Source organism: Kosakonia sp. Marseille-Q7440, from assembly GCF_965119485.1.
On sequence record NZ_CBCPLT010000001.1, the window covers coordinates 343,059 to 356,749 of the forward strand.

General features: G+C 51.3%; 11 protein-coding genes. 10 read left to right on the forward strand and 1 reads right to left on the reverse strand.

Annotated elements, in window-relative coordinates; genetic code table 11:
- The first annotated feature begins 20 nt into the window (after nucleotides 1–20).
- From hsdM to symE, 3 genes are all read left to right on the forward strand, one after another.
- Nucleotides 21–1,610, forward strand: coding sequence for a type I restriction-modification system methyltransferase (gene hsdM / locus ACWPW2_RS01545; RefSeq protein ID WP_454121377.1), 1,590 nt, complete (start codon nucleotides 21–23; stop codon nucleotides 1,608–1,610).
- A complete protein-coding gene (locus ACWPW2_RS01550) occupies nucleotides 1,607–3,031 on the forward strand; it encodes a restriction endonuclease subunit S (RefSeq protein WP_454121378.1) in 1,425 nt (474 codons plus the stop codon). The genes hsdM and ACWPW2_RS01550 overlap by 4 nt, the downstream gene beginning before the upstream one ends.
- A 228-nt stretch (nucleotides 3,032–3,259) precedes the next feature.
- Nucleotides 3,260–3,601, forward strand: a complete 342-nt coding sequence (gene symE / locus ACWPW2_RS01555; RefSeq protein ID WP_319551384.1) for an endoribonuclease SymE — start codon at nucleotides 3,260–3,262, stop codon at nucleotides 3,599–3,601.
- Between the two features lie 39 nt (nucleotides 3,602–3,640).
- Here the strand turns inward: symE and ACWPW2_RS01560 are convergent, their stop codons facing one another.
- Entirely contained in the window at nucleotides 3,641–3,781 is a 141-nt protein-coding gene (locus ACWPW2_RS01560; RefSeq protein ID WP_454123668.1) for a hypothetical protein, read from the reverse strand.
- Nucleotides 3,782–4,077: 296 nt separating this feature from the next.
- On the opposite strand from ACWPW2_RS01560, the gene ACWPW2_RS01565 reads away from it, so the two are divergent.
- The 7 genes from ACWPW2_RS01565 to ACWPW2_RS01595 all read left to right on the forward strand — a co-directional run bounded on the left by ACWPW2_RS01565 (nucleotide 4,078) and on the right by ACWPW2_RS01595 (nucleotide 13,492).
- Nucleotides 4,078–6,252, forward strand: a complete 2,175-nt coding sequence (locus ACWPW2_RS01565; RefSeq protein ID WP_454121380.1) for an AAA family ATPase — start codon at nucleotides 4,078–4,080, stop codon at nucleotides 6,250–6,252.
- Nucleotides 6,253–6,255: 3 nt separating this feature from the next.
- Nucleotides 6,256–7,482, forward strand: coding sequence for an McrC family protein (locus ACWPW2_RS01570; protein WP_454121382.1), 1,227 nt, complete (start codon nucleotides 6,256–6,258; stop codon nucleotides 7,480–7,482).
- 329 nt (nucleotides 7,483–7,811) lie between these two features.
- A complete protein-coding gene (locus tag ACWPW2_RS01575) occupies nucleotides 7,812–8,423 on the forward strand; it encodes a tyrosine-type DNA invertase (protein WP_042713977.1) in 612 nt (203 codons plus the stop codon).
- Between the two features lie 344 nt (nucleotides 8,424–8,767).
- Nucleotides 8,768–9,289, forward strand: coding sequence for a fimbrial protein (locus ACWPW2_RS01580; protein ID WP_413311719.1), 522 nt, complete (start codon nucleotides 8,768–8,770; stop codon nucleotides 9,287–9,289).
- 75 nt (nucleotides 9,290–9,364) lie between these two features.
- Nucleotides 9,365–10,045, forward strand: coding sequence for a fimbrial biogenesis chaperone (locus ACWPW2_RS01585; RefSeq protein ID WP_454121383.1), 681 nt, complete (start codon nucleotides 9,365–9,367; stop codon nucleotides 10,043–10,045).
- Between the two features lie 10 nt (nucleotides 10,046–10,055).
- Nucleotides 10,056–12,542, forward strand: coding sequence for a fimbria/pilus outer membrane usher protein (locus tag ACWPW2_RS01590; RefSeq protein WP_454121384.1), 2,487 nt, complete (start codon nucleotides 10,056–10,058; stop codon nucleotides 12,540–12,542).
- Entirely contained in the window at nucleotides 12,539–13,492 is a 954-nt protein-coding gene (locus ACWPW2_RS01595) for a fimbrial protein (RefSeq protein WP_454121385.1), read from the forward strand. Before ACWPW2_RS01590 ends, ACWPW2_RS01595 begins: the two co-directional genes overlap by 4 nt.
- The last annotated feature ends 199 nt before the right edge of the window (nucleotides 13,493–13,691 follow it).

Here is a 13,691-nt window from a genome sequence, read left to right on the forward strand (position 1 = left end):
GTTTATTTACGGAACCCTCAATGAACAATAACGATCTGGTCGCCAAGCTGTGGAAGCTGTGCGACAACCTGCGCGATGGCGGCGTCTCCTATCAAAACTACGTTAATGAACTCGCCTCGCTGCTGTTTCTGAAAATGTGTAAAGAGACCGGGCAGGAGGCTGACTACCTGCCAAAAGGTTACCGCTGGGATGATCTGAAATCCCGCATTGGCCAGGAACAGTTGCAGTTCTACCGTAACCTGCTGGTTCACCTCGGTGCCGATAACCAAAAGCTGGTGCAGGCGGTGTTCCAGAACGTCAATACCACCATTACCCAGCCGAAACAGTTGACCGAGCTGGTCAGCAATATGGATTCGCTGGACTGGTACAACGGCGCGCACGGCAAATCTCGCGATGACTTCGGGGATATGTACGAAGGGCTGTTGCAGAAGAACGCCAACGAAACCAAGTCTGGCGCGGGTCAATACTTTACCCCGCGTCCGCTAATCAAAACCATTATCCAGCTGCTAAAACCCCAGCCGCGCGAAGTGGTGCAGGACCCGGCTGCGGGAACGGCGGGCTTTCTGATTGAAGCCGACCGCTACGTTAAGTCGCAGACCAACGATCTGGATGACCTTGATGGCGATACCCAGGATTTCCAGATCCATCGCGCGTTTATCGGCCTTGAGCTGGTGCCCGGCACCCGCCGCCTGGCGCTGATGAATTGCCTGCTACACGATATTGAAGGTAATCTCGACCACGGCGGTGCCATCCGTCTGGGTAATACGCTGGGTAGCGATGGCGAAACATTGCCGAAGGCACATATTGTTGCCACCAACCCGCCGTTTGGCAGTGCGGCGGGCACCAACATTACCCGCACCTTTGTTCACCCGACCAGCAACAAACAGCTCTGCTTTATGCAGCATATTATCGAAACGCTGCACCCCGGCGGTCGTGCGGCGGTAGTGGTGCCGGATAACGTCCTGTTTGAAGGCGGCAAAGGTACCGATATTCGTCGTGACCTGATGGATAAGTGCCATCTGCACACCATTCTGCGTCTGCCGACCGGTATTTTTTACGCCCAGGGCGTGAAAACTAACGTGCTTTTCTTTACCAAAGGCACGGTGGCGAACCCGAATCAGGATAAGAACTGTACCGATGACGTGTGGGTGTATGACCTGCGCACCAATATGCCGAGCTTCGGCAAGCGCACACCGTTTACCGACGAACATTTGCAGCCGTTTGAGCGCGTTTATGGCGAAGAACCTCACGGTTTAAGCCCTCGTACTGAAGGTGAATGGAGTTTTAACGCTGAAGAGACGGAAGTTGCCGACAGCGAAGAGAACAAAAACACCGATCAGCATCTGGCTACCAGCCGCTGGCGCAAGTTCAGCCGAGAATGGATCCGCACCGCGAAATCCGATTCACTGGATATCTCCTGGCTGAAAGATAAAGACAGCATCGACGCCGACAGCCTGCCGGAACCGGATGTGTTAGCAGCAGAAGCGATGGGCGAACTGGTACAGGCAATGGGTGAACTGGATGCGCTGATGCGTGAACTGGGGGCGAGCGATGAGGCGGATGCGCAGCGTCAGTTGCTGCAAGAAGCATTTGGTGGGGTGAAGGAATGAAATCAACATTGTATCCCTCGGACTGGGGCAATGCGTCTTTGGAAATAGTATCAATTCACATCATTGGTGGAGATTGGGGTAAAGATCCAGATTTCATTGACCAGGAATACGAATCTGTAGCCTGTATACGTGGTGCTGAATTCAAAAACTGGAAAAGAGATTTCGGTAAAACTGCTGTTATCAGAAAAGTAAAATGCTCTAGCCTCTCAAATCGTAAATTATTGAAAAATGATATTTTAATCGAAATATCTGGGGGAGGCCCTGATCAGCCAGTCGGTCGAACTGTGTTGATAGATGAAAAAGTCTTTAGCCAACATAAGCTACCGCTGGTTTGTACAAATTTCCTACGATTGGTTAGGCTAAGCAATAATATTAACGCTGTTTTTGTTAATCGTTATTTGGAGTTTTTTTATAACTCTGGTGAAGTTACAAAATATCAAAGTGGGAGTAACAATTTGAGGAATCTTAAATTCAAAGAGTACTCAGCTCTTAAAATGCCACTTCCGCCACTTGCCGAACAAAAAATCATCGCTGAAAAACTCGATACGCTGCTGGCGCAGGTAGACAGCACGAAAGCACGTCTTGAGCAAATCCCACAAATCCTGAAACGTTTTCGTCAGGCGGTATTGGGGGTCGCAGTTAATGGAAAATTGACAGAAAAATGGCGTAATTTTGAGCCGCAACATTCTGTATTTAAGAAGTTAAACTTTGAATCTATCTTAACTGAATTACGTAATGGTCTTTCATCAAAGCCAAATGAAAGTGGTGTTGGTCATCCAATACTACGCATTAGTTCTGTACGTGCTGGCCATGTAGATCAAAACGATATTCGGTTTCTAGAATGTTCAGAAACTGAACTAAACCGCCACAAATTACAAGATGGAGATCTTTTATTTACTCGCTATAACGGAAGTTTAGAATTTGTTGGTGTTTGTGGGTTGTTGAAAAAATTACAACATCAAAATTTGCTATATCCCGATAAACTTATTCGAGCTCGATTAACCAAAGATGCTTTACCAGAATATATCGAAATATTTTTTTCATCCCCCTCAGCACGAAATGCAATGATGAACTGCGTGAAAACAACTTCTGGTCAAAAAGGTATTTCAGGAAAAGATATCAAATCCCAAGTTGTTTTATTACCTCCAGTAAAAGAACAAACCGAAATCGTTCGCCGTGTCGAGCAACTCTTCGCCTACGCCGACGCCATAGAAAAACAGGTCAACAACGCCTTAGCCCGCGTCAATAACCTGACGCAATCCATTCTGGCAAAAGCGTTCCGTGGTGAACTTACCGCCCAATGGCGGGCCGAAAACCCGGATTTAATCAGCGGAGAAAACAGCGCCGCCGCGTTGCTGGAGAAAATCAAAGCTGAACGCGCAGCCAGCGGGGATAAAAAAGGCTCGCGTAAAAAATCCTGATTAGTATTTTTATGGCGCATCTTTCAGATGCGCTTTTTATTATTTCTCAAAAAATAAATCTCACTTCTTAATATTTAAATAGCTTCAGAATCTTCTTATTTTATCCTGTTTTTGTCTGGACTTTATTTCTGTTTATTGGTGATATGTTCAGGTTTTTAGCGCGATGCGGATGTGCTGCAACACACCCGCACCGCTCATCACAATCACTATTTACAGAGAATAGCAATCATGACTGACACGCATTCTATTGCACAACCGTTTGAACCTGAAGTCTCCCCGGCAAATAACCGTCAACTGACCGTAACTTATGCGAGCCGCTATCCGGATTACAGCCGTATTCCCGCCATCATTATGAAAGGGCAGTGGCTGGAAGCCGCCGGTTTTAACAGCGGTACGGGAGTCGATGTGAAAGTAATGGATGGCTGTATTGTGCTCACCGCCCGGCAACCCGCTCCTCAAGAGAGCGAACTGATGCAGTCGCTGCGCCGGGCCTGCAAGCTTTCAGCGCGGAAACAGAAGCAGGTGCAGGAGTTTATAGGCGTGATTTCCGGTAAACAGAAAGTCGCCTGAATGCAGAACTGCTCCCGGTACAGCACCGGGAGCAGTCCATCAGGAAGCGATCACCTCCAACAGCACATCCGTGGCCCAGCTCTCTTCATTATTGGCAACATTCTCTTTCTGACAGGCCAGTGCCATATTTCCTAACTGGAAAGAGACGTTATCGCTAAAGTTGCGTAATACCATTTCCATGCAAAGTTAATGTGCCAACAAGATCATTCTCTGCGCAAACGACAGGGCAGAGGCGTTTACAGCTGTAGGTAGACCTGGAAGTGTCTGGATTGTCCACGCTAGTTCAAGCAAAATTATCAGTAAGTTGACTCATCTCCATTCTGAACGAAGCGCATAGTGCATAATTGAGTATGTTTTAGCTTTCAGAAGTGAATAAGTGTATTCGCAGCTTTATAAGTAGGTTCATGTTATGGGGTTTGGACGACATAGGTTAGTAAGCTTTTAATTACTTTATGATCAGATAAGAGGTAACAAGGATGAGCCGCTACACCGGTGAAGATAAATCAGAGCATATTTTGAACGCTGCCAATGTGTGGCGGCAACGTTGCCTTATAAATAGTGGTTCGATTTTTAGTGATAAAAACCTCTGGAAGAGCCAGTACCTGGCCGAAATCGAAAATGATGTTGTAAACAGCCAACTAGAGCTGGAAGGCAACTTTATGCACCGTTTAACGGAGCAGTTAGCCAGCATCTCACCAGAAGCAAAACAGCTTACCGCGGAAATGCTCTGGCTGCTCTTTCTTTGCCCCAGCAATATCAGTATTAGAACCAAACGTGAGCAAATCCTGGCTGTTTGGTCACTTTCCGGTGAACCGCTAAATGATGCTCACCCTTTGCTTCAGGATGATGTGCTTAATGGGGTCGGTAGCGCAGGTACAGGATTTAACACTTTTCGCGCACGAGAGTTTGCTTACCTTACAAATGTCCTTAAGTCGCTGTTAGCAATGCCATCTTCGGAACGTGAAGCACGCTTGAGTGATGGTTTCGCCTTTGCAGAGTGGCTAACTGCTATCCCTGAAAATGCCAGCCGTCAGTTCCGACATATGCTGTTATTTATGCTTTTCCCGGAATCTTTTGAACGCATATTTAGCAATAACGATCGCAGAACCATTATTCGCGCTTTTAAACCACAGCATAAGGGTGATTTTTCAGCGGTGACGATGGACAAAGTATTGCTTGAAATAAGGCATGAGCAAGAAGAAAAGCAGCAAAGCCAGAATCTCGATTTTTATGTTCCTCCTTTATCTGAAATCTGGCAGGTAAACGCAGACCCAATTGCACTACCCACCCAAAAAGCGCCGATCGATGAAGTTATTTCGCAACCTGACATTCCTGAGCCGCTGAATTTAATTCTTTTTGGCCCTCCAGGCACGGGGAAAACCTACGAATTAAACGCATTAAAAACGAAGTATGTCAGTCAGGCTCAGGCTCTCACACGCGAACAGTGGCTAACTGAGCAACTCGCCGATAAGTCCTGGTGTGATGTCATATTTATGGCGCTTGTGGATTTAAATGGCAGGGCGAAAGTGTCGGCTATCCGCGAGCATGAGTTTGTTCAAACTAAAGCAGCTGCGCTTGAAAGAAGCAGGAATTTACATCAGACAATATGGTCCACGCTGCAAAATCATGCAGCGCCTGATTCCAAAACTGTAAAGTTTGAACGCCGTACGGCTCCTTATCTTTTCGATAAGAATAGCGACAGCACATGGTTTCTACTTGCTGAAGCTCGAGAAGAGTGTGCTGAGCTTGTTGCGCTCGTTTCATCATTAGAAAAGCAAGCAGGTAGTAATAAAGCGATCAGCCGCTACGAATTTGTCACTTTTCATCAGGCATACAGCTATGAGGATTTTGTGGAGGGGATTCGGCCTGAGCTGGATGAAGAGAGTGGTGAGTTAAGTTATTCACCACAGGATGGCGTATTTCGTCGTATCTGCCAACGTGCTGAAGCCGATCCTGCACACCGCTATGCCATTTTTATCGATGAAATCAATCGTGGCAATGTTGCAAAAATCTTCGGGGAGTTAATTACTCTGATAGAACCTGACAAACGTATTAACGGTGATAAAGGAATGCGCATTACGTTGCCGTATTCCCGAGAAGCTTTTGGGGTACCCGCCAATCTGGATATCTACGGCACCATGAACACCGCGGATCGTTCAATTGCCCTGCTGGATACTGCTTTACGTCGCCGTTTCCGTTTTAAAGAACTTATGCCTGATAGCAGCAAAATTGCGGGTACTGATGGCGAAGGTAATATTGTTGATGACGATGGTCGCCCTGTTAATCTGCGTAAGCTACTGGATGCCATGAATCATCGTATTCGTTTCCTTCTAAGTCGTGACCTTATGCTTGGTCATGCTTACCTTTGTCCGGTAACTAATCTTACTCAGCTTAAAGCAGTCTTCCTGAATCAGTTTATTCCCTTGCTGCAGGAGTACTTTTACGAGGACTGGCATAGAATTCAGCTTGTTTTTAGGGATGTTGACGCTACAGGCAAGCTGGTAGAAGCGCCGTTAATAAAGCATGTCAGATTGACAAGTGCGAACGTATTTGGTTTTACCCATGATGATTTTGAAGAGGTCGTTGAATACAGGGTGTCATCAGCACCAGAAATTACTCCCGACTCGCTACGCAAAATCTACGAGGATTAAGCTGTGGGTGAGATCTTATCGGTGATTGAGCATAGTGCTCTGCCAATTATTGCGGAAAGAGCCATTAAGCAGCGAGCATTGGGCATACATCATGCCCAATTGCTGGAAAAATTATCCTCTGAGCTTCCTACTGGTACATTTAGCTGGGGACATCAATCGGTTCGCTTCGCTCAATTTTGTGGCGTAATTCAGTTGGATGATCTGACACTGGAGATCTTGCCAAAAATTCATGGCAAAGAAGACAAACCAGAATCCTGTAGGGCAGCATTAGTTCAAATGTTATATTCCGCGCGGCTGATACGCACATATAAAGGTGCTCAGACTGGCGTCAATACACACCGTATGGAGCTGTTGGATATCTTTATTCAACACTTTTGCCAAGATCTTCATGCGCAGATACTTCAGGGAAAATTACGCAATTATATTGAGCAAGAAGAGAATATCTCGGTTATGCGTGGACGCTTGATTATTCCACAGCATATACGGCATAACGTATTTCATAAAGAGCGGCTCTATTGCCGTTTCGATGAGTTCAGTGAAGACATACTGTTAAATCAAATTCTCCGCTTTACTCTGAAGCTGCTTGCGCCCTTGACTCGCTCTGGCAGAGTCAGGAAGCAAATTAATGATTTGCTAATGCATTTCGATGGTGTTCGTGATGTACCTATTACTTTGCAATTGTTTAACTTACTTAAATGCGATCGCATTAGCCAAAGATTCCAACCTGTACTTGAGCAGTGCCGACTATTTATCACTGCGATAAAGCCGGATATATTAGCTGGTAGAACCCCATTATTCTCCTTGTTATTTGATATGAACCGGCTGTTTGAAGCGTGGGTTGCGGAAAAATTAAAACCCTGGGCTCACCAGCAGGGATGGCACCTTCGTACTCAGGGGCCGCGCAGATACCTGGCAATGCGTGAGGGCGATCTTCCACAATTCCAGTTAAGGCCTGATATCGCTTTCGTTGATGATAACGAGGTCCCTCAACTGATCGCCGATACTAAATGGAAATTATTAAGTCAAAAAGATCGCAAGCTTGGTGTTTCCAATACCGATATCTATCAACTTTATGCTTATGCCGGGCGCTATAACGTTCCCCATGTGCAACTGATTTATCCTGCTCAGGCAGGGCTGGAACCACAGTATGAGTTTAAGTTGCAGGGCATGCATGAGCCGTCGTTGACAGTAAAAACAGTAGCAATTGAATCTAATGCGCTAATGACATGAAGGTTATTGTAAGGCTTCAAAGTGTTGGAGCCTTGCTGAAACACCGTTTGCCTGGGCTATTACTCAGATCTTTGTTACCACGCTGGTGGGTGTCATTCATCAATTTATTATTATCCAGCCTGACGAGAGACGTAGCTCTGCATAAGTCACCACAGACTGTACTTTCTCTTTGCGTTTGAATTTAATGTTTGTTCTTGGCGGCCCCCCACAAAAAAATTCCTCCCCAACTCCCCCTTTTCAAAATGCTATCCTGTCGCTGGATTCAGGCCGGGCTACATTCACGGTACTGGCCTGATTTTATTCCCCTTTTTTAAGTAAGGAGTAAGACAATGTCAGTTAAGAGAAAACACCTGACTCGCCACGAGGTGAGGCAAATATTGCTGGCAACAGACCGGGGGCTGCACTTTGCACGGGATTACTGCCTCATCCAGATGTGTTTTTTACACGGGCTGCGCGTCAGCGAACTGTGCGATATGCGCTTATCCGATATCGATCTGGTCGGGCGGTCGGTCTACGTCCGGCGGCTCAAGAACAGCCTCTCCACGCAGCATCCGCTGTTTGATACCGAACTGCCTGCGCTGACGCGCTGGCTGAACGAGCGTCGCCGCTGGCGGGACGCGGACAGCGACTGGCTCTTCCTCTCGCAAAAAGGCGGGCCGCTCTCGCGTCATCAGGTGCGGTTGCTGCTTAAACGCTATGGCGAACTGGGGGGAATCAGCATCTCCGCTCATCCGCACATGTTGCGGCACGGATGCGGTTACGCGCTGGCGGATTTGGGGCGTGATACGCGTCTGATACAGGATTATCTCGGGCACCGGAACATCCGGCATACGGTGATCTACACGGCCACCAACACGCAGCGGTTTTTGAATGTCTGGGGAGATGTTTCGCAAAATCAACCATTTAGTGCCAAAACGCAAAGTAGTATCAGAAAAATTTAGGGTAGAGTCAAAATTTTTCTGATGCCTCTTCAGGCAAGACGTTATCTTGCTGTTTTTAAATCGTTATTTTTTGCAAGCACGTCGTAATAATGCATTAACCTTTACTGGCAACGTGATCCAGTTGTTCACGTTGCCAGTGTTATCTTCTCAACGTCCCGTTATTTTATCTCTCTTATCTTGCCAAAAAGCGCGTTCCCTGACGTTTTATGCTGCCTTCCTCTGTTTTTAAAAATCTTCCGCTGAACTCACCACTCTGGCACTAACGGGAAAGTCTGAAGCAGATTTTTTCGCCGCCGTTGTAGAGCAGGGCATAGCTCTGCGTCATTTTTATCAAGGAGAAGAAAATGAAAATGCGGTTAGCAAACACGGCTTTTATCGTCTGGATAGGGCTTGCCGGCACGGCGCAGGCCGCAGACGGCACCATCTACTTCACCGGCAGCATCACTGACCAGACCTGTGCGGTCGACAGCGGTTCGCAAAGCATGAACGTTGATTTAGGCAAAGTCTCCGTGACAACGCTCAACGGCTCTGCCGGGTTGAAAGCGGCCCCGACACACTTCAGCATTACGCTCAATGATTGCCCCGACACCGTCACCGCGCTGAAAGTGAAATTCGACGGCACCGCGCATGCCGTAAATCAGCGCCTGTTGTCGCTGGACAGCGGAAGTAACGTTGCGAGCGGCGTCGGGATCGAAATCGCCGATAAAAATGGCTCTGCCATTCCGCTCTACTCGGCCTCGGGCGATTACACCCTCGATGAAGGCAGCAACACGCTGGACTTCACCGCTCGCTATGTCTCGACCGGCACGACGGTCACCACCGGTACGGCTAACGCCACCTCGCAGTTCACCCTGAACTACCGCTAATGCCCGACTGACGCGGAGATACACATTAACGGTGTATCTCCGCATAACAAGGATGTTGTCTCCGGAGAGAAGAAGATGAACAGGCATCTGCATGTTGTGCTGGCGTTGCTGCTGGCTCTGCTTTGCGGGTCGGCAGAGGCCGGGATCGTGATTGGTGGGACGCGCGTTATTTATAACGGTGATAAAAAAGAGGCCTCGCTCTCCATCCGCAACCCGAATAAATCAAATGTCTATCTGGTGCAGAGCTGGGTCGATAGCGGTGAGCAGGGTCGCAAAGCGCCCTTTATCGTCACGCCGCCGCTGTTTCGCATCAACGCGGATGAAGAGAACCTGCTGCGCATCATCCGCACCGGCGGCGCGCTGGCGCAGGATCGCGAATCGGTGTTCTGGCTGAACGTTAAATCGATTCCCGCCATGGATGACAGCGTTGCGCGCACCAACATGTTGCAGGTGGTGATCAAATCGCGCATCAAGCTTTTCTACCGCCCCGGCGGGCTGCCGGGCGAGCCGGGAAGCGCTTATCAAAATCTGCGGTTCACGCACCGCGGCAATCGCCTGACCGTCACCAATCCCACGCCCTATTACGTCACGCTCTTCACCCTGAAAGTGGACGGAACCGAGGTTAAGGACGTTGATATGGTGCCGCCCCTGGGCAACGCCAGCTTTACGCTGCCCTCGGCAGTGGTATCGCGCGTCAGCTGGCAGGCGATCAGCGATTACGGCGGCGTCAGCCGGGTTGAACATCGGCCGCTCTGAGGGGAAGGTAATGAAAATGCCGACTTCGCGGCAGCGGGCGTTTTTACCGGCGCTGGTGCCGATAGTGCTGCTGCTGCCCGGCTACCTGCGCCATGCGGACGCGCGCGAGATGTTTAATCTTCATGCGCTGGAGCTTGATAACCCAGGCCAGCCGGTGGCCGATCTCGCCTTCTTTGCTGAACCGGACGGTCAGCTTCCGGGTACCTACCGCGTGACCGTCTATGTGAATGGTGAAAAGCAGGGGGAGGCGCAGGATATTGCTTTTATCGCGGGTGCGGACAAGCGTCTGCATGCGCAGATCACGCCCGCGATGCTGCGAAGCTGGGGAGTGAAAACCGACGCCTTTCCCGAGCTGGCGGCGCTGTCGCCGGAGGCACCGCTTGAGGATATCGGCCATTACATCCCGATGGCCGCCGCCGAACTGCGGTTCAGCCAGTTAAGGCTAAACGTCAGCCTGCCGCAGGCGGCGATGGATGCGCGCGCCAGAGGCGATGTCGATCCCACCGAGTGGGACGAGGGAGTCACTGCCGCGCTGCTGAACTACAACCTCAGCGGCAGCCATCGCTGGCTTGACGTGGGCAAGGGCTCGCGCGACAGCTACTACGCCAGCCTGCAAAGCGGGGTCAATCTCGGGGCGTGGCGGCTGCGTAACGACTCGACCGGGCATTACGCCAGCGACCACGGCAGCCGCTGGGCGTCGATTAACACCTATCTGCAACGCAACATCAAAACGCTGAAAGGGCAACTGACCCTCGGCGACAGCTACACATCGTCGGAGATCTTCGACAGCGTGCAGTTTCGCGGTGCGCAGCTTGCCTCTGACGACAACATGCTGCCGGACAGCCTGCGCGGCTTTGCCCCGGTGATCCGCGGCATCGCCCACTCCAGTGCGCAAGTGACCATCAGGCAGAATGACTACATCATCTACCAGAGCTACGTCGCGCCCGGGGCGTTTGTTATCCGCGATCTCTATCCCACTTCCGGCAGCGGCGATCTCACTGTCACCATCAAAGAGGCGGACGGCAGCGAACGCACTTTTACCCAGCCCTTCTCGGCAGTGCCGATTATGCAGCGCGAAGGTCGCCTGAAGTATGCCCTGACTGCCGGGAAGTATCGCAGCGGCAACAGAAGCAGCGATGAGCCAGCCTTCGGTCAGGCGACAGCCATCTACGGCTTGCCGCGCGCCGTTACCCTTTTTGGCGGCGCGATCGCAGCGCAAAATTACCACGCCGGGGCGGCGGGGCTCGGTTTTGGGCTTGGCGATCTCGGCTCGTTGTCCGCCGATATGTCGGTTGCCCAGAGCAGGTTGAGCCGCAACGACGCTCACCACGGCCACTCCTACCGGCTGCAATATGCAAAGGATTTTCAGGCCACCGATACCCGCTTCACCCTTGCGGCGTACCGCTACTCAACCGCCGGGTTTTACACCTTTCAGGAGGCGAACGATCGGCGCGTGGAGGGCCACAATAAGCGGCAGAAGCTTCAGCTCGATCTCAGCCAGAGCGTGGGCGATTACGGCTCGCTTTATCTCTCCGGTTATCAGCAGAGTTTCTGGCAGGAGGAGGGCTACGAACGCACGCTCAGCACCGGCTGGAGCGGTAATTTCAGTGGCATCAGTTACAACCTCGCCTACAGCTATAACACCTATCCGGCTCGCGTACAGCCCGCAGAACAACAGCTGGCCTTCAGCGTTCAGGTGCCGCTCAGCCGTTTTCTGCCCAACGCGTGGGCGAGCTACAGCCTGAACAGTGCACGGCACGGCGACACCCGCCAGCAGGTGGGGCTTAGCGGCACGACCCTTGCCGACAACAATCTGAGCTATAGCATCCAGCAGAGCCACACGCATCACGGCACGGGCAGTGCGGGGAGTCTCAGCGCCGGTTACAAAGGCGGGCAGGGGGAGATAAGCGGCGGCTACAACTATGACGCGCACTATCAACAGATTAACTACGGCCTGAAAGGCGGCGTTGTCGCTCATCCGCACGGCATAACTCTCTCCCAGCCGCTGGGCCAGACGCTGGCCGTGCTGAAAGCGCCGGACGCTCGTGATGCGAAAGTGCAGAACAATACCGGTCTCTACACCGACCGGCGTGGCTATGCGGTTGTGCCTTATGTCACGCCGTACCGGAAAAACCGCCTGGTGCTCGATACCACTACCCTTGGCGATGAGGTGGATATCGAGAGCGCAGTGCAAACCGTTACCCCGACGCAAGGTGCCGTGGTGATGGCGAACTTCAACACCCGTGTCGGGTGGCGCGTGTTGATGAAGCTCTCTTATCTGGGACGGCCTGTGCCGTTCGGCGCTCAGGCAACGCTTAAAGAGGGGAGCAGCGGCATCGTCGGCGACGACGGCGTGGTCTATCTCGCGGGCGTGCCGGAGGAGGGAAAACTCAAAGTGAAATGGAACGCGGATCAGCAGTGTGAAGTCCATTTTCGGCTGCCGGACAACGTCGGCAACAGCCCGGTAATTGAAACAGAACAGGAGTGTCTGGCATGACGCGGTTCGTAAAATCACTCTCCGGCCTGCTGGCGCTCTGGTGCCTCTCCGGCGGCGCGAAGGCCGCCTGCGGTTTTGCCAGTAATCTGGCGGGTGAGATCGGGAATGCCATCAGCTTCGGCAACGTCTCGGTACAACGTGATACGCCTGTCGGTATCGTGATTGCGACGGCAGTTACGAGTGCCTATAACGGCGGGAACAACATCGCCGGATGTACTGAGAGCTGGATTTACCGCTGGGAGATGAGCCAGTGCCGCACTCAGAGCGCCATCGGAAACAGAATTTATGCAACGAATTTGCCCGGTGTGGGGATTCGCTTAACCAATATCGGATCCCGAAAACAGCTGCCATACGATCAGCGCGTGCCGCCGAATACCAGTGTTTATATCGGTGCCGGTATGAAAGCGGAATTAATCAAAACCGGCGCGATAACGCCAGGAACATTGACCCCGGGCGTGCTGGCTCGCGCCTCAATCGCCAGCCGCTTCTATTTTGCCAATGTCATGCTGGGCGGCACCAACACGGTTACCACCACGGCCTGCACGATCCTGACACCGGAGCTCTATGTGCTGCTGGGCGACCATGAAAAATCGAACTTTTATGGCCCCAGCGCCTATACCGAATGGAAAGATTTCTGGATTGAGCTGGAGTGCGATAAAGACGCCCGTATCTACGTTCAGGTCGATGCGGAACAGCATCCCTCAAACGTGCCTGGCGTGATGAAGCTGGACAGCGCGCCCGGCGATATCGCGGCAACGGGCGTCGGTGTGCAACTCTATTTCGCGCCCGACGATCGGGCGGTGCGCTTTGGGCAGCGCAGGATTTACTACACCTCGCCCGGCGGCGGCACCGAGACCGTCCAGTTTAAAGCTCGCTATTACCAGACGTCACCCCGCGTCAGCGCAGGTGTCGCCAGTGCAACTGCGACATTTACCTTAACTTACCGGTAAGCGGTGGCCTTGCGGCCACGCTTATCGCAATCCTGTTGAGTACCCCCACCCAAACAAGTGATTGCGCTCCTCTCCCTGGCATGGACAATGCCTGATCGTGCGCCGTACAAAGCAGAGCAAGAAAAGAGCCAGCGAAAACCCGTAGTGGTTTTTGACGAAAAAATAAGCGTATAACTACGTTTCACACAGCCAAACAGCA